This is a genomic window from Streptomyces sp. NPDC001904 (assembly GCF_040297005.1).
In the GTDB taxonomy this organism is placed as follows: Bacteria; Actinomycetota; Actinomycetes; order Streptomycetales; family Streptomycetaceae; genus Streptomyces.
Genome location: NZ_JBEOYI010000005.1, coordinates 80,427 through 97,423, shown reverse-complemented (window position 1 = coordinate 97,423; position 16,997 = coordinate 80,427). Strand labels below are relative to the sequence as shown.

The window sequence follows — 16,997 nt, the reverse complement described above, 5'->3', positions numbered from 1 at the left end:
GGGCTGGGTCAGTCCCCGGTCGGCCGCAGATGGGTGTCGAGCGCGTTGAGCGCGCCGAGCGCGGAGCCGAGCGCGTCCAGCTCGCCGCCGGTCAGATGCCGCAGCGCCGCGGCGAGGTGGCGGCGCGCGATGCCCTCCGCCTCCGCGATGCGCTCACGCGCCACCGCGGTGGTGTGCAGATGGGCCACCCGCTTGTCCGCGGCGTCGCCGCGCCGCACCAGCAGCCCCTCGCGGGTGAGCTGGGAGACCAGGGCACTGACGTTGTTCGGCTGCATCAGCAGGGTCTGTGCCGCCTCGCGCACGGTGACACCCTCCTGGTTCGCCACGAGCCGGAGCAGGGCGATCTGGGCCTCGGGCAGCCGGTCGTGCGGGAAGTCCCCGAGGATCCGCCGGTCGAGCGTCCGGTGCAGCGTCGGCAGGCACGCCGCGAGCGCGGAGGCGACGCGGTCGATGTCCTGGCGGGCGGCGGAAGCGGGCATGCCGCAGAAGATAGGTCTACGAAGATAGGTATGTCAACAGAGGTAATACGGGCGTACGTCGAGGTCACGACGGGCGGTCCCTCGGGGTTGCGCTCCACCGTGGGGTTTACACCGATGGGACCCGACTCCTCCCCGGGGATGACACCGGCCGCGGACGCCTACCGCAGCCGTGGGCGCGGACTGTGGCTCAGAGGCTGACCTCCCGGCCCGCACGGGCGGCGAGGATGGACACAGATCCTGCCGACCCTTCTGACGTGCAACGACGCACCACCGGGCGGTCGCACCTGCCAGAGAGATCTCTCACGACCCCGACGGGAGCCCCCTTCGCCGTGGCTACGTTTCTGTACAAACTCGGCCGGCTGTCCTTCAGGCGCCGCCGCTACGTCGCACTGCTGTGGGTGCTGCTGCTCGGCGGAATAGGCTTCGCGTCGTCGGCCGCGCCCGCCCCGCCCGCGGACTCCTTCTCCATGCCGGGCACCGAGTCGCAGAAGGCCTTCGACCTCCTCGACGAGAAGTTCCCCGCGGCCAACTCCGAGGGGGCGACCGCCCGTGTCGTCATCCGCGCGCCCGGGGGCGAGAAGCTGACCGACGCCGCGGCCAAGGCCGATGTGCGCGCGATGGTGACGCAGCTCGGCGAGGGACCGCAGGTCGCCTCGGTCGCCGACCCGTACAAGGCGAACGCCGTCAGCAAGGACGGCTCCACCGCGTACGCCTCCGTCACCTACAAGGTCGCCGGCACCGAGCTGACCGACGAGGCGCACGAGGCCCTGACCAAGGCCATCGACGACGCGCGCGCCGACGGCTTCACCGTCGAGGCGGGCGGCGACGCCGTCGAGGCCGACCAGGAGATGGGCGGCAGCGCCGAGATGATCGGCATCGCGATCTCCGCGGTGGTCCTGATCCTCACCTTCGGTTCGCTGGTCGCCGCGGGCATGCCGCTGCTGACCGCGATCATCGGCGTCGGCATCGGCGTCTCCGGCATCGCCGCGCTCGGCAGCGTCCTGAACCTGTCCGGCACCACGTCCACCCTGGCCTCGATGATCGGCCTGGCCGTCGGCATCGACTACGCGCTGTTCATCGTCTCCCGCTACCGCGCCGAACTGGCCGAGGGCCGCGAGGGCGAGGAGGCGGCCGGACGGGCCGTCGGCACCGCGGGCTCCGCGGTCGTCTTCGCGGGCCTCACCGTCGTCGTCGCCCTGAGCGGGCTGTCGGTCGTCAACATCCCGATGCTCACCAAGATGGGCCTGGCCGCCGCGGCGACCGTCGCCATCGCCGTGCTCATCGCCCTCACCATGATCCCGGCGCTGCTCGGCTTCGCCGGCAAGAAGGTGCTGCGCCGCAAGGACCGCAAGCGGACCGGGCCCGCCGCCGAGACCGGCAGGCCCAACCTCGGCACCCGCTGGTCCCGCTTCGTGCTGCGCCGCCCGCTCGGCGTGCTGCTCGTCGGCGTCCTGGGACTGGGCGCGATAGCCGTCCCGGCCGCCAGCCTCGAACTGGGCCTGCCCGACGACGGTTCGTCGGCGCCGGACAGCACCCAGCGCAAGGCGTACGACATGCTGTCCGAGTCCTTCGGCGCGGGCTTCAACGGCACGCTGATGGTGACCGTCGACGGCCAGGGCGCCGCCGGTGCCGCGAAGCGGGTCGGTGCCGACCTCGCCAAGGTCGACGGCGTCGTGGCGGTCACCCCGGCCCAGGTCAACCCGGCCGGCGACACCGCGATCATCACGGTCGTCCCCAAGACGGGACCCAGCGACCACAAGACCGAGGAACTGGTCCGCGAGATCCGCTCCGACGCCTCGGGCTGGTCGGCGCAGACCGGCGCGGAGATCCTGGTCACCGGCGCGACGGCCATGACGATCGACTTCTCGCAGACCCTGGACGACGCGCTGGTGCCGTACCTCCTGCTGGTGGTCGGCCTCGCCTTCCTGCTGCTGATGCTGGTCTTCCGCTCGATCCTCGTCCCGCTCAAGGCCGCGCTCGGCTTCCTGCTCTCCGTCGCGGCGGCGCTCGGCGCCGTGGTCGCGGTCTTCCAGTGGGGCTGGCTCGCGGACCTCTTCGGGGTGGAACAGCCCGGCCCGATCATGTCGATGATGCCGATCTTCCTGATCGGCGTGGTCTTCGGACTCGCCATGGACTACGAGGTGTTCCTCGTGACGCGGATGCGCGAGGCCTACGTCCACGGAGCCCGGCCCGGCGAGGCCATCGTGACCGGCTTCCGGCACGGCGGACGGGTCGTCGGGGCCGCCGCCGTCATCATGATCAGCGTCTTCTCCGGCTTCATCATGGAGAACAACAGCATGATCAAGATGATGGGCTTCGGCCTCGCCATCGCCGTTCTCTTCGACGCGTTCGTGGTCCGCATGGCGATCGTCCCCGCGGTCATGGCCCTGCTCGGCAAGTCGGCCTGGTGGCTGCCGCGCTGGCTCGACAGGGCGCTGCCCAACGTCGACGTGGAGGGCGAGAAGCTGCAGAAGAACCTGACCGCGGAGGAGACCACCGCGCAGGACGACCGCGAACTGGAGCCGGCCCAGGGCTGACCTCCGCACCACCGCTCATCCGGGCCCGCTCCGACCCGTCGGGGCGGGCCCGGCCACCTCGGTGTCACGGCACCAATACGACCTTCCCCCGGTTGGCCCGGGCCTCGATCACCGCGTGCGCCCGCGCCGCGTCCGCCAGGGCGAACTCCGCGTGGACCGCGGGGCGCAACACGCCCTCACCGAACAGTCGCCACAACTCCCGCGTCCACCGTGCGTACCGCTCCGGCTGGGTCCTGGCCACGATCGCCACCTGGAAACCGATGGCCGACCTACCGCCCACGAGCAGGTCGTACGCGTCGATGGTGCCGCCGCCCGAGCTGTAGGCGACCAGCCGTCCGCCCGGCGCGAGGGCTTTGACGGCGGGGGTGAGCAGCGCGCCGCCGACCGCGTCGAGCACGATGTCGACCGGATCGCCCCAGCCCTGCTGCCCGTAGGTCACCACGGCATCGGCACCCAGGGAGCGGGCGAAGTCCTCCTTGCCCTCGTCGCCCACGGCGGCGACCACGCGTGCGGCCCCCTTCCACCGGGCCAGTTGCAGGGCGAGATGGCCGACGCCGCTCGCCGCCGCGGTGACCAGGACGGACTCACCCCTCTCGGTACGTGCGGCTTCCAGGGCGCCGAGCGCCACCACTCCACTGCGAACGAGGGCGACGGCGTCCGTGGCGGTGGCGTCCGCCGGCACCGGTGAGGCCATCGTGGTGTGCAGCAGGGCGTACTCGGCGTACCCGTGGCCGAAGCAGAGGCCGGTGACCCGGTCACCCGGCGCGTATCCGCTCACGCCCTCCCCGACGCGCACCACCTCACCGGCCAGTTCCCCGCCGAGCGGGATGGGCTGCGCGCTCTCGCGCACCTTGCGAACGACAGGGAGCGTGACACCGATCGCCCGCGTCCTCACGAGAAGTTCGCCGACGCCCGGTTCCGGCGTCGGCACCTCTTCCTGGAACAACTCTTCGGGTCCGCCGGTGCGTTCGTACCGGATGCGCCGCATGCCCGCTCCCTCCGCCTCACGAATTCATTGGGAACCCCAACGGTAGGGCAACTTCATTGGGAGGACCAACGTTTTTCGCTAAGCTGCTGGGTATGGCAGAGAACCCGTCGGCGCCCAGCCGGATCCGCGACCTTCCGAGCTGGCTTCTCGGCCGAACCGCGGCCCGCGGGCGCGGCCTGGTGGCCGAGGCGCTCGCGGAGCACGACATGAGGATGTGGCACCACGTCGTCCTCGCGGCTGTCGCCGACCTGGGGCCCGTGGCCCAGGCCGAGCTGGGCCGGGCGGTCTCGCTCGACCCGAAGGACATGGTGGGCGTGCTCAACGACCTCCAGGCCGCCGGCCTCGTCGTCCGCGCCCCCGACCCGGCCGACCGCCGCAAGAACGCGGTGAGCCTCACCGCGGCGGGCGAACAGCGACTCGAGGAGTGCACGAAGGCGGGGCAGCGGGCCAACGACGAACTCCTGGCCCCGCTGTCCCCGGCCGAGCGGGAACAGTTCCTGGACATGCTGCGAAGGGTCGGCGGAGTGCGGTGACGCGGGGGATCCGGGTCGCCGCCGAGGACGCTGTTAGTCGACGAGCGCCCCGGCCATGACCGACTCCACGATCCTGCGGACCTCCGCGCGGGCGGGCGGGCCCTCGTCGCGGCCCGCGAAGAGGAGATGGCCGGTGCCGACCAGGGTGAGGGCGAGCGTGTCGACATCGGCGGCGGGGGCGATCCTGCCCGCCGTCCGCTCGGCGCCGAGATAGGCGATCAGGGCCCGCGTGGCCTGCGCGAGCACCGTGACGCCGGGCCGGCCCGCCGCGCGCAGCCGGGCGCGCAAGCCGTCGCGGAAGGTGATCAGAGTGACCAGGGCCAACGCGACCGGGGTGAAGAGGGCGGTCAGCGCGTCGGTGAGGTGGGCGACCACGGATCCGGTTCCGGCCGACTCCGTCAGCCTCTCGCCCCGCGCGTCGATCCCGCCGACCCGGTCGAGGATCAGCTCGCACAGGAACGCGTCGAAGTCCGCGAAATGGCGGTGCAGCACGCCCTTGGCGCAGCCCGCCTCGTCGGTGACGGCCCGGCTGGTGAGCGCGGCGGCGCCGTCCCGCAGCAGGACGCGCTCGGCCGCGTCGAACAACTGCGCGCGCACGTCGCGGATGGCCACCCCGGTCGGCACCTGCGTCTCTCCTTCGTCGGACGGTCCCACCGTAGACGAGTGGGCATGTGCCCACCTAGAGTGGGCGCATGCCCACTAACCCTGTTCACGGTCCGGACGAACCGCACAAGGCCCGTGGCATGGCCGAGTCGTTCGGCACCGATCCCGCCCGCTACGACCGCGCCCGCCCCCGCTACCCCGACGCCCTGGTCCGGCGGATCGCCGCGGCGGCGCCCGGCGGCGACGTCCTCGACGTGGGATGCGGTACGGGGATCGCCGCGCGCCAGTTCCGGGCGGCGGGCTGCACCGTCCTCGGCGTCGACGTCGACGCGCGCATGGCCGCCTTCGCGCGCGGGCGCGGACTGCCCGTGGAGGTGGCCGGGTTCGAGGCCTGGGACGCCGCGGGCCGTACCTTCGACGCGGTCGTCGCCGGACAGACCTGGCACTGGATCGACCCCGCGACGGGCGCGGCGAAAGCGGCGGACATCCTCCGGCCCGGCGGCCGCATCGCCCTGATGTGGAACGTCTACCGCCCTGCCGACGACCTCGCCGACGCGTTCGCCGCCGCCCACCGTGCCGCTCTGCCCGACGCGCCGCGCACGCCCTGGAAGCGCTCCGCGCCCGATGCCTACGGCGCCGTCTTCGCGAAGGTCGTCGACAGCCTGCGCGCCGCCGGATCCTTCGGCGAACCCGAACGCTGGGAGGTCGCCTGGGAGCAGCCCTACACCCGCGACGCCTGGCTGGAACACCTCACGACCAGCGGCGAGGCGGCACTGCACACCCCGCGCCAGGCGGCGGACCTGCTCGCCCGCACCGGCGCCGTGATCGACGGACTCGGCGGCACCTTCACGATGCCGTACCTCACGGTGGCGATCACGGCGGTCCGTACCGGGCCGGCCCCCTCCTGACCTCCGGTGGATCCGGCGTTGTCAGTACCGGGTGCTATCCCTGGGAAGGGAGAAGGAACAACGGACCGACGACGGAGGAGTCATCATCCAGGACGGACGGCAGGGGCGTTCCGGGCAGGACCTGTGTGTGCGGCGGCATCCCGAGACACAGGTGGAGTGCGTGCTCCCCGACACGCACTACCCGCGCCCGCACTACGCCTTGGACGGAACGACATGGCACGACGGCCTGTGCGGCGCGTGCCACGGCAGCGGGAGCCGCGACGGCGAGGTCTGCGACTCCTGCCGCGGCGGCGGCTTCTGCCTGCTGGAGATCGAGATCGACGCGGACCTCGAGGGGGAGTGAGCGACGTGAGCAGAGTGGGGTGAGGCCGGGGAAGGTCAGTCCTTGTAGACCTCCGCGCGGTCCACGCTGACGAACGAGCCGGTGGACGCGGCGCTGTGCTCGCCGGTGACCCGTACGCGCAGCGTGTGCGGACCGCTCGCCAGGCGCGGGCTCAGGTACTGGAGCGTCTCGCCGGTGCGGATCGCGCCGTAGAAGTCGGCGCGCTGCTCGGGCCCGCCGTCGACGCTGATCGCCGCGATCCCGTTCCCGGTGTCCTTGACCGACAGGAGCGCGATCCGGGTACCGGTGAAGGTGAACGTCGCCGTGTTGCCCGCCTTGTCGCTCCAGTGGTCGTCGCCCCAGAAGCACTGTGCGGCGCAGCCGGTGCCCGAGTTCCAGGTCCCGGTGTACGCCACGCCGCCGGTGCCGCTGGTCCGGCTGTCGTCGTTGATCCAGTAGTTGCCGGATCCGGGGTCGCCGGACGGCAGGTTCTGGGTCGCGCCCATCGCCAGCGGCGTACCGAGGTTCGGGCTGCCGTCGGCGTTCCAGGAGATCTTCTGCGCGCGGGTCGTGCGGTTGGAGTACGTGTTCGTGGACGTGGTCTTGGCGTGGTAGACCAGCCAGTCCTCGGTGCCGTCGGGCGAGGTGAAGAAGGCGTGGTGCCCGGGGCCGAACACGCCGCGGGCGTCCGCGCGGGAGAAGACCGGGCCCGAGCGCTGCGTCCAGTTGCCCGGGACGAGCGGATCGGCGTTGTCCGGAAGGGACATCATCCAGACCTGGTAGTCGGGCTTTCCGGTGTCGCAGGTCGAGTACGTCATCCACGTACGGCCGTTGCGGTTCAGGAACTCGGGGCCCTCGCGGACCTCGGGGCAGCCCCCGGCGGCGTCGATCGCGACCGCGTCGCCCGAGACGGTGTACGGGTTCGACATCGGCGCGATGTTCAGCCCGTTGTGCTGGTACGGATTGATGCCGCTGTACGCGAGGTACAGCTTGCCGTTGTGCTGGAGGATGCCCGGGTCGATCGCGAAGTCGCCGGTGTGGTTGGGCGGGGCGAGCTTCGCCTTGAAGTGGTACGGGCCGGTCGGGTCGTCGCCCGACGACTCCAGGACGAAGAGCCGGTGGTGGTCGTCCGTGCCGTCGTCGGCCGTGTAGTACAGGTACCAGTGGTTGTTGAAGCGGTAGAACTCCGGCGCCCAGATGTGCTGGTTGCGCGAGGCGTCGGTGTCCGTCCACACCGTCTTCGGATCGGCGTCGAGCAGCGTGGCCAGGGACGGCGAACTCCACATCTTGATGCTGTCGCCCTGGGTGGTGGTCAGGTGGTAGGCCCCGTTCGCATAGGTCACGAACGGATCGGGGCCGGTGTTCAGCGGATTGCGGAAGGTGCCGCTCGCGGCCACGGAGGCCGCCGGCCGTTCGGCGGGCTCCTGATGGGCGGAGGCCCGCGGACTGCAGGCCAGTCCCGCGAGCAGCGCGAGGAGTGCGGGGACGAGGGCGGTACGGGACCGTGCGCGCACGAGCGGCTCCTTACATCGATGTAAGTCCCGGGGCTCCAGGACCGTAGGGAAGGGATCGGGGCGGTGTCAACGGGGCACACCGGGACAGGAGTTGCCGCAGATGTGCGCGGCTACTGCCCGCCCAGGCCGGTCGTCGCCACGGACTTGACGATGTGCCGCTGGAAGAAGACGAACACGGCGACGAGGGGCAGTGCGGCGAGCACGGCCGAGGCCATCGACTGCGCGTACTGGATCCCGTACGCGTCCTTCACCGTGGTGATGCCGACCGGCAGCGTCATCAGGGACGGGTCGGACGTGGACACGAACGGCCACAGGAAGTTGTTCCACGCGCCGATGAACACGAAGATCGCGACGGCCGCGAGCATCGGCCGGGACAGCGGGAGCAGCACCGACCAGAAGACCCGCCAGTGTCCCGCGCCGTCGATCCGGGCCGCCTCCTCCAGCTCGACGGGGAGCGAGTCGAAGTGCTTCTTCAGGATGAACACCATCACGGGCGCCACGGTCTGCGGCAGGATCACCGCCGCGTACGTGTCGAGCAGATGCAGCGTCAGCATCTGCTCGAACCAGGGCACGATCAGGATCTGCGGCGGCACGAGCACCGCCGCGATCGTCAGCGTGAACAGCCACTTGCGGCCGGCGAACAGGGTGCGCGAGAAGGCGTAGCCGGCCATCGCCGAGACCAGCACGGTGATCACGGTGACGGCGACGGAGATCAGGAAGCTGTTGAGCATCCACAGCGGCAGGTCGCCGCGCTCCCACACGGTGCTGAACGCCTGGACGGTGAAGCCGTGCCGCGGCCAGATCCAGTGCACCGGATCACTGGCGTCCGCCTCCGACTTGAAGGCCGTGAGGAGCGCCCACGCCATCGGCAGCAGCCAGATCAGGGCGGCGACCACGAGGACCAGCAGGGCGAGGACGCGCGTGGTGCGGCCCGCGCCGAGCGTCAGGTTCGTGGTCGTCCGGCCGGTTCCGCCGGCCGGGCGGCGCGGCGGGCGTACGGGAACGATGCGCTGCCGGGCGGGGCGGACGGGGGCGTCGGTGGTGGTCGTCATGTCACTTCTCCCGGCGGCGGAGTACGGCGAACTGGGCGGCGGAGGCGAGCAGGACGAGGGCGAAGAAGATGTAGCTGATCGCCGACGCGTAGCCGAGCCGGTAGCCGGTGAAGCCGACGTCGTAGATGTACTCGACGACCGGCCGCGTCGAGTTGTTCGGGCCGCCCTTCGTCAGCAGGTACACCTGGTCGAAGACCTTCAGGGAGGCCAGGAGCTGCAGCACGGTGATGACCGTCGTGATCCGGCCGAGCTGCGGCAGCGTGATGGAGAACAGGCGCCGCCAGGCACCCGCGCCGTCGATGGCCGCGGCCTCGTACAGGTGGTCGGGGATCGACTGGAGGGCGGCCAGGTAGAGCAGGAAGTTGAAGCCGACCGTCCACCACAGGGTCGTCAGCGCGATCGCCCACAGCGCCACCGACTCGTCGCTCAGCCAGGCCACCTGGTCGAGGCCGACGGCGCCCAGGAGGTGGTTGTAGACGCCCAGATCGGGCTGGTAGAGCCACAGCCACAGCAGGCCGACGACGCCGACCGGCAGCAGGTACGGCGCGAAGAACGCCAGGCGCCACACCCACTGGCCCGGCAGCCCGGTGTGCACGAGCAGCGCCATGCCGAGCGCCACCACGACCAGCGGGACGGTCGAGATCAGCGTGAACAGCACGGTGTGCCACAGGGCCCGCCACATCTCCGCGTCCCCGAACGCCTCGCCGAAGTTGTCGAGACCGACGAAGGACGGGGCGTGCGCGGACAGGGCCCGGTCCGTGAGCGCCATCCACAGGCCCTGGCCGAGCGGCCACAGCAGGAACACGGCGAACAGGACGAGGAAGGGGAGGGCGAAGAGCAGGCCCGGGGGCAGCAGCCGGCGCAGCGACGGCGGTCCCGGCCGGGGTGAGACGTGCGGAGAGGACATCGTTGTGCCTCCAGGAAGTGTCAGGCCGGGCTGGGCTTGGAGAGGAAGGTGTTGACGCGGCGCACCATCGCGCGCGCCGCACGGTCCGGGGACAGACCGTCGAGCAGGGCCTGCTGGAGCACCTGCGACATGGCGTTCTGGAAGTCGGAGCCCGCGCCGACGAACCAGGCCGCCGGGTCGAGGACCACCTGCGAGGCGGCCGACTTGTAGTGGGCCTGCGGCAGCAGTCCGGCGTACGCCTCGGTGCGGGTGACCGGTGTGTACGCGGGGATGTGCCCGGCCGTCGCCCAGGTCTGGCCCGCCTTCAGCAGCGCCGCCACGGCCTGGTGCGTGCGGCGGCGGTGCCCGGCGTCGGGGTCGTCGCGGTGGGGGAGCACGAACGAGTGCGAGTCGGCGTAGATCGCCGGGGTGCCGAAGACCGTCGGGAAGGGTGCGGCGTCCACCTTCTTGTCCGCGCTGCGGAACGTACCGAGCTCCCACTCGCCGGACAGTGCCATCGCCGTCTGCCGGTTGGTGAACGCGGCGACGCTCGCGTTGTAGTCGAGCCGCCTGGGGTTGGCCTTGCCGTCGACCAGCTTGGCCATGAAGGAGATGACCTCGGCCATCCGGTCCAGGTCCACCTTCGCGGGCCCGCCGGGCGGCAGGTCGAAGACGCCGCCCGTCTGCTTGTACAGACCGTAGAAGAGCCGCCAGCCCTGCGCGGTGTCGTTGACGTACCCGAAGGAGATGCCCTCCTTGCCGGACGCCTTCGCCAGCTCCCGCCCGGCGGCGAGGAACTTCTCCGGCGACGAGAACGCGTCCAGGTCCAGCGTGCCGTCCGCCTTCAGCAGACCGGCCTTCTTCGTCGGCTCCGGGTGGAAGAACACGATGAAGGGGTGGGTGTCGAGCGGGATCGCGTACGTCGCGCCGTCGTACTGCGTCCGCTCCCACACCGCGTCGGCGAAGTCGTCCCGGTGGACGCCGAACTCGGCGAGCAGATCCATGTCCCACGGGTCCACGAGCCCGGTCGGCGCGTAGCCCGCGAGCCGTGACATGTGCGCGATGGCGACGTCCGGGCCGCGCCCGCCCGCCGACGCCATGGCCAGCTTCGTGTAGTAGGGGGTGCCCCACTCCAGGACGGTGCGCTCGATGTGCGTGCCCGGCATGTCGCGCCGCGCCTTGCGCACCATGTCGTTGAGCAGGCCGCCGTCGGCTCCCTGGAACAGGTCCCACAGGTGGACCGTGCCGTCGCCCGCGGCCAGCGCGCTGCCGCAGCCGCTGAGCGCGCCCGCGCCGAGGACCGAGGCCCCGGCGGCGAGCGCGGCCGTCAGGGCGCGGCGTCTGGTGAGCGCGGGGCGACCGACGGGGGCGGGTGTGCCGGTCATGAGGCTCCTTCCCGGTGGGCGGCGGGGTCGTCCCGACACCGCCGCCCACAGTCATACATCGATGTAAGCGAGAGGACTGGCTGAGCTAGTTCACGTTCTCGAAGGCGGCCGCGCGCAGCTGGGCCGCCCGCAGCAGGGCCGTGTCGACCTTCTCGCCGCGGTCGAAGCGGTAGACGCCGTTGCGCTCCTGGAAGACGTCCGTGAGCTGCGTGTAGCAGTAGCCGAACATGTCCGGGTCGTCGAGCAGGACGCCGGTCAGCCCGGTGAACCGCTCGACGAACTCCTGTGCGCTGCGCGGCCGTTCGCCGTAGCCCCAGGAGTCGTCGAGCACATTGCCGGCCGCCTCGGCGGCTGCCGCCGCGTCCCACCAGATGCCGCCGAACTCGCTGCAGAAGTACGGCTGTCCGTTGTACGGGACCGACCAGACGCGGTCGTCGGGGCCGGTGTTGAGGTACGGGCGGTTCTCCGCGAGGCCGCGCATCGTCTTCGCGAACACCGCCGGGTCCTGCTCGTAGCAGTGCGAGTCGTACACGTCGGTCTCCGGCACCCGGTGCGCGTACCCGGAGGCGTCGATCACCGGGCGGGTGCCGTCGGCCTGCTTCGTGGCCCGGAACATCGCGTGCGTGACGTCGTCGAGCTGGGTGATGCGGTCGTGCAGGTTCTGGTACGTCTCGTTGAGCGGGCACCAGCCGATGACCGACGGGTGCGAGTAGTCCCGCTCGACGGCCTCCAGCCACTGGGCGACGTAACTGGCGTCGGGCCGCTGGTTGTCGTCGCGGACGCCGACCTCGCAGCCCCAGTCGCCGAACTCGCCCCACACCAGGTAGCCCAGCCGGTCCGCGTGGTACAGGAACCGCTCCTCGAAGACCTTCTGGTGCAGCCGCGCGCCGTTGAAGCCCGCGGCGAGGCCGAGTTCGATGTCGCGGACGAGGTCGGCGTCGCTCGGCGCCGTCATCAGGCCGTCCGGGTAGTAGCCCTGGTCGAGGACGAGCCGCTGGAAGACCGGCTCACCGTTGAGGAGCAGCCGCTTGCCGTCGATCGAGACCGAGCGCAGACCGGCGTACGAGGTCACGCGGTCCACCGGCGCGCCCTCGGCGTCGACGATCTCGAAGGTCAGGTCGTACAGGTGCGGGTCGGCCGGTGACCACACGCGCTGCCGGTCCGCGGGCACGGTCAGGACCAGCCGCGGGCCGAGGTCCAGGTCGGCGCGGGCCTCGGCGGTGACGATCGTCCCCTGCTCGTCGGCGAGAGTCGCCCGCACCCGGTGGCCCGGGGCGTTGCCCGTCAGCGGCAGCTCCAGGTGGAAGCTGCCCGAGGCCAGGTCCGGGGTGATCCGGGGCCGCCGCAGGGCGACCGCGCGCGGCACCGGCTCCAGCCACACCGTCTGCCAGATGCCGGTGGTGCGGGTGTAGTGGCAGTGCGAGTTGGCGTACCAGGTCGCCTGCTTGCCGCGGGCCTGCGGGCCGTGCCGGGTGTCGCGGGCCCGGACGACGAGCGTCAGCTCCTCGCCCGGAGCGGCGATGTCGCCGAGGTCCGCGGTGAAGGGGGTGAAGCCGCCGCGGTGCCGGGCGACCTCGGTGCCGTTCGCCCACACCGTCGCGTCGTGGTCCACCGCGCCGAAGTGCAGCAGCACCCGGGCGTCCGCCCAGTCGGCGGGCACCGTGACCGTGCGCCGGTACCAGACCGCCTCCAGGAAGTCCGTCTCGCCGATCCCGGACAGCTCCGACTCCGGGCAGAACGGCACGGTGATGCGGTCGGACAACTCCCGCTCCCGCAGGCCGCGTTCGAGGCCCGTGTCGGACCGGTCGATCTCGAACTGCCAGGTGCCGTTGAGATTCAGCCAGGCGTCGCGGGCGAACTGCGGTCGCGGGTACTCGGGACGGGGGACAGGCATGGTGCTCCTTGCCGGGTCAATGCGGTGCCAGTCGGTGCGCGGCTCATGGCACCATGGCGATTACATCGTTGTAAATATGTGGAGCGGGGCGGGATCCGGCCCGAAACCTATTCGTGATGCTCGGTACGATCGCGGACGGCAGACGGAAGGAATGGACAGCGTGGCGGCCAGACCCAGGATCAAGGACGTTGCGGAGTACGCGGGTGTCTCGCCCAAGACGGTCTCCAACGTGATCAACAACTTCGAGCATGTCTCCGACCGGACCCGCGAGGCCGTCCGGGAGGCGATCGACGCCCTCGGCTACCGGGTCAACATCGCGGGCCGTCAGCTGCGACAGGGCCGCACCGGCATGATCACCCTCGCCGTCCCCGAACTCGACGTCGCCTACTTCTCCGAGCTGGCCAAGCACGTGATGACGGAGGCCGACCGGCACGGCAGAACGGTGCTGCTGCATCAGACCGGCGGCTCGCGCGAGCGTGAACTGGCCGCGCTGCACGGCTTCGACGCGCAGTTCTCCGACGGGATCATCCTCAGCCCGCTCGCTCTGCAGCCCCGGGACCTCGCCACCCGCGACCGACGGCTGCCCGTGGTCCTGCTCGGCGAGCGGCCCGCGGAGGGCAGCACGGACCACGTCGCCATCGACAACGTGCGGGCCGCGCGCGACGCCACCGAACACCTGCTGGCGCGCGGCCGCCGCCGGATCGCGGTGGTCGGCGGCCGGGTCCGGGGCCGGCAGGGGACCGACCGCCTGCGCACGGACGGCCACCGGGCGGCCCTGAAAGCGGCCCATGTCCCCTTCGACAGCGACCTCGTGATCGGGGTGGACGCCTACCACTGGCAGGACGGCGCCCGGGCCGCCGCGGAGCTCCTCGAGCGGGACACCCCGCCGGACGCGCTGCTGTGCCTCAACGACCATCTCGCCCTGGGCGCGCTGCGGGCCCTGCACGAGAAGGACGTGAGCGTGCCGAAGGACATCGACGTGGTCGGCTTCGACGACATCGAGGCGTCCCGGTTCAGCGTGCCCACCCTGACGACGGTGGCCCCGGACAAGAAGGAGATCGCCCGGGCCGCGGTGGCCCTGCTCGTCGACCGGATCGACGATGCCGACGGCGGGCCGTTGCAGGACCATGTGGTCGGGCACGAGGTGATCGTGCGGGAGAGCACCGGGGGCTGACGCTGACGCGGAGCCGCCTGCCTCACCGGCCCTGAGCGGTCGAGGCGTACGACGACCGGGGCGCAGAAGGAGCCCCTGACTGTCGACACGGGGAGCCGGTGCCGGGGCCGACCGGCCTTCCCGCACGTGCCGTCGCCGGTCGGGTTCGGTTCCCGTCGAGGAGAAGTCCGCCGACGCGCCGGCCCACCGGGACGCGCGGCGCACAGCCGCCGGGCGCCGGATCCTGCGCGCCCCCGAGCCCTCGCGGCGCAGCCGGACGTACGCGTCGTCGGGCTCGCCGCTCTCCCCTCACCGTGGTGGAAGCCGTTCATGCCGTTCATGCCGTTCATGTCGCACACCCGCACCTCGTCGCCGTCGAGGCACCGGCTGCGGCGAACGGCAGCGCATCGGTGGGGGAACGGTGAGACGCCTCAGGCTGGGTCGAGGAGCGCCGAGGCCCGTACGGCACCGACCGGTTCGCCGTGGCCGAGGACCGGGACCTCGGTGAGCGCGGCGAGGCGCGGGTCGGCGTCGACGTCCACTCCGATGTGGCGCAGCGCCGCGGTCAGCACGACGGACCGGGGCCGCGGGCCGCCGTCGGCGATCTTCAGGGCGACGGCCGAACCGTCCGGCAGGGCCAGCGCGTAGACGCCCTCGGCACCGTCCTTGGCGACGGCCCCGGGCAGCGCCCGCAGCAGCGTCGTGACATCGCGGCCGGTGCCGCCGACGTACTCGGGGTGGGCGCTCATGGCCGTGACCACCCGGTGCTCGTGGCTGTCCACGGGCGCGGTCGCGATCCGGGCGAAGGCACGGGCCAGGCCGGTGAGGGTGAGCGCGAACAGGGGAGCGCCGCAGCCGTCCACGCCGACCGCGGCCGAGTTCTCGCCGGCCAGTTCCTCCAGCGTGTCGCGCAGGGCCCGCTGGAGCGGGTGGCCGGGATCGAGGTAGGTCTCGACCGGCCAGCCCGCGGCGGCACAGGTGGCGAGCATCGCGGCGTGCTTTCCCGAGCAGTTCATGGCGATCCTCGTCGGACCCTGCCCGGCGGCGAGCCGCGCGGCCTGCGCCCCGGCGCCGAGGGGCAGGTCCGCCGTGCAGCGCAGGGAATCCTCTGTCAGTCCCGCGTCCGCGAGGATCCGCCGCACTCCGGTTAGATGGAAGTCCTCGCCCGAGTGGCTGGCACAGGCGAGAGCGAGCAGCTCACCGTCGAGAGCGAGCCCCGCCCGCGCCATGCCGACGCCCTGCAACGGCTTGTTGGCGGAGCGCGGATACATGGGGGCGTCGACCGGGCCCGCGCTCATGACGGTACGGCCGTCGGCGGCGAGCGCCACGACCGATCCGTGGTGCACGGACTCCAGGAAGTCACCGCGCCACACTTCGGCAAGCACCTCGTGGGCGGTGTCTGCGGCGGGTCGGCGTTGCGAGGCGGTCATGGCTGCTCCTCCGATGGGTTGCGTGGCCCGGCGCGCGAACGCCGGGGCCGTCGGACTGTCGACAGCCGTCCCACGTTGACAGAAGATCATGTACGCCTGTCCACAGTTCGACGGTCGCCGACGGTCGCCCTTTCCCGCCGGCGGGGGCCGAACCCAGCCGCAAGGACGACGTATCGCGCCATGACACCTCACCCCGGAAACCGCCCCGACGTCCGCCCCCGCCCCCGGGATCTGGGCATCGCCCCGGGCGTGCTGCCTCCCGGCCCTGCGAACTCCCTCACCGACGTACCGGGCGTCCGCGTCGGCCACGTCACGCTCGCCCACGACGACGCCGAGCTGCCGGTGCGCACCGGGGTCACCGTCGTCGTCCCGGCACCCGGCTCCGTGTTCCGCGACAAACCCGCGGCGGGCCTGGAGGTCGTCAACGGCTTCGGCAAGGCCGCGGGGCTCAGCCAGATCGCCGAACTCGGCGTCCTGGAGACCCCGTTGGCCCTCACCAACACCCTCGGCGTCGGAGCCGCCTTCGAGGGACTCGTCCGGCACGCGCTGGACGGGCACCCCGAGATCGGCACGACCACGGGCACCGTCAACCCGGCCGTGTTCGAGTGCAACGACGGCTGGCTGAACGACATCCGCGGCCTGCACGTACGTCCGCGACATGTGCGGGCAGCCCTCGACGCGGCGACCGACGCGCCCGTCACCGAGGGGGCGGTCGGTGCGGGCACCGGCATGGTCTCCTTCGGCTGGAAGGCGGGCATCGGCTCCGGTTCGCGCGTCGTCGACGCCGGGGACGGCATCCGCTGGACCGTGGGCGCGCTGGTCCTCGCCAACTTCGGCAGCGCCGCCGACCTGACCGTCACCGGAGTCCCGGTCGGCCGCACGATCACCCCCGAACAGGCTGCGGAACAGGCGGAGTTCGCGCGCGGCGCCGGATCGTGCGTCGCCCTCGTCGCCACGGACGCCCCGGCCGACGCCCGGCAACTGCGGCGCATCGCCAAGCGGACCACGGTCGGACTCGCCAGGACCGGCGGCATCGTCCAGCACGGCAGCGGCGAGTACGCGCTCGCCTGGTCGACGGCCCAGCGCACCCCGCACACCCCACAGGGACCGGTCCGCGACGCGTCCGCCGTCGCGGAGCACGGTCCCCTGATGGACCTGCTCTTCCGGGCCGCGGCCGAGGCCACCGAAGAAGCCGTGCTCGCCTCGCTGTTCGCGGCGCACCCGGTCACGGGCGTACGAGGCCACCACGCACCGGCGCTGCCCACGGAACAGGTGGCCCGGCTCGTCCGCGCGTCGGCCGGGTGACCCTGCGG

At 72.0% G+C, this 16,997-nt stretch carries 15 protein-coding genes; 6 read left to right on the top strand and 9 right to left on the bottom strand.

Translation table 11 applies throughout. From position 1 onward, the window contains the following. Positions 1 to 8 precede the first annotated feature (8 nt). Positions 9 to 479: a MarR family winged helix-turn-helix transcriptional regulator gene (locus tag ABT127_RS09780; protein ID WP_351446434.1), complete on the bottom strand. Its 471-nt coding sequence runs from the start codon at positions 477 to 479 to the stop codon at positions 9 to 11. Between the two features lie 329 nt (positions 480 to 808). Between ABT127_RS09780 and ABT127_RS09775 the strand changes: the two genes are divergently transcribed. Next, a complete protein-coding gene (locus ABT127_RS09775) occupies positions 809 to 3,016 on the top strand; it encodes an MMPL family transporter (protein ID WP_351446432.1) in 2,208 nt (735 codons plus the stop codon). A gap of 64 nt (positions 3,017 to 3,080) precedes the next feature. Here ABT127_RS09775 and ABT127_RS09770 read toward each other — a convergent pair whose 3' ends face one another. Beyond that, positions 3,081 to 4,004 (bottom strand): quinone oxidoreductase family protein, encoded by a 924-nt coding sequence (locus ABT127_RS09770; RefSeq protein WP_351446430.1) that lies wholly within the window; start codon positions 4,002 to 4,004, stop codon positions 3,081 to 3,083. A gap of 92 nt (positions 4,005 to 4,096) precedes the next feature. On the opposite strand from ABT127_RS09770, the gene ABT127_RS09765 reads away from it, so the two are divergent. Then, complete coding sequence (locus ABT127_RS09765) at positions 4,097 to 4,537, top strand: MarR family winged helix-turn-helix transcriptional regulator (protein WP_351446428.1); 441 nt, start codon at positions 4,097 to 4,099, stop codon at positions 4,535 to 4,537. 33 nt (positions 4,538 to 4,570) lie between these two features. Here ABT127_RS09765 and ABT127_RS09760 read toward each other — a convergent pair whose 3' ends face one another. Then, complete coding sequence (locus tag ABT127_RS09760) at positions 4,571 to 5,161, bottom strand: TetR family transcriptional regulator (protein ID WP_351446427.1); 591 nt, start codon at positions 5,159 to 5,161, stop codon at positions 4,571 to 4,573. Between the two features lie 68 nt (positions 5,162 to 5,229). On the opposite strand from ABT127_RS09760, the gene ABT127_RS09755 reads away from it, so the two are divergent. Then, positions 5,230 to 6,048 carry a class I SAM-dependent methyltransferase gene (locus tag ABT127_RS09755; RefSeq protein WP_351446426.1) on the top strand — a complete coding sequence of 273 codons (819 nt, stop codon included), beginning with the start codon at positions 5,230 to 5,232 and terminating at the stop codon, positions 6,046 to 6,048. Between the two features lie 160 nt (positions 6,049 to 6,208). After that, positions 6,209 to 6,391: a hypothetical protein gene (locus ABT127_RS09750; RefSeq protein WP_351446425.1), complete on the top strand. Its 183-nt coding sequence runs from the start codon at positions 6,209 to 6,211 to the stop codon at positions 6,389 to 6,391. A gap of 35 nt (positions 6,392 to 6,426) precedes the next feature. On the opposite strand, the gene ABT127_RS09745 is transcribed toward ABT127_RS09750, so the two are convergent. The 5 genes from ABT127_RS09745 to ABT127_RS09725 form a co-directional block, all read right to left on the bottom strand. Continuing rightward, entirely contained in the window at positions 6,427 to 7,884 is a 1,458-nt protein-coding gene (locus ABT127_RS09745) for a glycoside hydrolase family 43 protein (protein WP_351446423.1), read from the bottom strand. Positions 7,885 to 7,994: 110 nt separating this feature from the next. After that, positions 7,995 to 8,936 carry a carbohydrate ABC transporter permease gene (locus tag ABT127_RS09740; protein ID WP_351446421.1) on the bottom strand — a complete coding sequence of 314 codons (942 nt, stop codon included), beginning with the start codon at positions 8,934 to 8,936 and terminating at the stop codon, positions 7,995 to 7,997. A 1-nt stretch (position 8,937) separates the two neighbouring features. After that, positions 8,938 to 9,843: a carbohydrate ABC transporter permease gene (locus ABT127_RS09735; protein ID WP_351446419.1), complete on the bottom strand. Its 906-nt coding sequence runs from the start codon at positions 9,841 to 9,843 to the stop codon at positions 8,938 to 8,940. Positions 9,844 to 9,863: 20 nt separating this feature from the next. Next, positions 9,864 to 11,207 (bottom strand): ABC transporter substrate-binding protein, encoded by a 1,344-nt coding sequence (locus ABT127_RS09730; RefSeq protein ID WP_351446417.1) that lies wholly within the window; start codon positions 11,205 to 11,207, stop codon positions 9,864 to 9,866. 85 nt (positions 11,208 to 11,292) lie between these two features. Then, positions 11,293 to 13,101 (bottom strand): glycoside hydrolase family 2 protein, encoded by a 1,809-nt coding sequence (locus ABT127_RS09725; RefSeq protein ID WP_351446415.1) that lies wholly within the window; start codon positions 13,099 to 13,101, stop codon positions 11,293 to 11,295. Positions 13,102 to 13,252: 151 nt separating this feature from the next. Here ABT127_RS09725 and ABT127_RS09720 point away from each other — a divergent pair, with 151 nt between their 5' ends. Further along, positions 13,253 to 14,275: a LacI family DNA-binding transcriptional regulator gene (locus ABT127_RS09720; RefSeq protein WP_351446413.1), complete on the top strand. Its 1,023-nt coding sequence runs from the start codon at positions 13,253 to 13,255 to the stop codon at positions 14,273 to 14,275. 410 nt (positions 14,276 to 14,685) lie between these two features. Here ABT127_RS09720 and ABT127_RS09715 read toward each other — a convergent pair whose 3' ends face one another. After that, complete coding sequence (locus ABT127_RS09715; RefSeq protein ID WP_351446412.1) at positions 14,686 to 15,684, bottom strand: asparaginase; 999 nt, start codon at positions 15,682 to 15,684, stop codon at positions 14,686 to 14,688. Positions 15,685 to 15,864: 180 nt separating this feature from the next. Between ABT127_RS09715 and ABT127_RS09710 the strand changes: the two genes are divergently transcribed. Then, complete coding sequence (locus tag ABT127_RS09710) at positions 15,865 to 16,989, top strand: DmpA family aminopeptidase (RefSeq protein WP_351446410.1); 1,125 nt, start codon at positions 15,865 to 15,867, stop codon at positions 16,987 to 16,989. The last annotated feature ends 8 nt before the right edge of the window (positions 16,990 to 16,997 follow it).

Coding starts and splice junctions, on each gene's coding strand:
- ABT127_RS09780 (WP_351446434.1), bottom strand. CDS start 479: ATGCCCGCTTCCGCCGCCCGCCAGGACATCGACCGCGTCGCCTCCGCG.
- ABT127_RS09770 (WP_351446430.1), bottom strand. CDS start 4,004: ATGCGGCGCATCCGGTACGAACGCACCGGCGGACCCGAAGAGTTGTTC.
- ABT127_RS09765 (WP_351446428.1), top strand. CDS start 4,097: ATGGCAGAGAACCCGTCGGCGCCCAGCCGGATCCGCGACCTTCCGAGC.
- ABT127_RS09755 (WP_351446426.1), top strand. CDS start 5,230: ATGCCCACTAACCCTGTTCACGGTCCGGACGAACCGCACAAGGCCCGT.
- ABT127_RS09740 (WP_351446421.1), bottom strand. CDS start 8,936: ATGACGACCACCACCGACGCCCCCGTCCGCCCCGCCCGGCAGCGCATC.
- ABT127_RS09735 (WP_351446419.1), bottom strand. CDS start 9,843: ATGTCCTCTCCGCACGTCTCACCCCGGCCGGGACCGCCGTCGCTGCGC.
- ABT127_RS09730 (WP_351446417.1), bottom strand. CDS start 11,207: ATGACCGGCACACCCGCCCCCGTCGGTCGCCCCGCGCTCACCAGACGC.
- ABT127_RS09725 (WP_351446415.1), bottom strand. CDS start 13,101: ATGCCTGTCCCCCGTCCCGAGTACCCGCGACCGCAGTTCGCCCGCGAC.
- ABT127_RS09720 (WP_351446413.1), top strand. CDS start 13,253: ATGGACAGCGTGGCGGCCAGACCCAGGATCAAGGACGTTGCGGAGTAC.
- ABT127_RS09715 (WP_351446412.1), bottom strand. CDS start 15,684: ATGACCGCCTCGCAACGCCGACCCGCCGCAGACACCGCCCACGAGGTG.
- ABT127_RS09710 (WP_351446410.1), top strand. CDS start 15,865: ATGACACCTCACCCCGGAAACCGCCCCGACGTCCGCCCCCGCCCCCGG.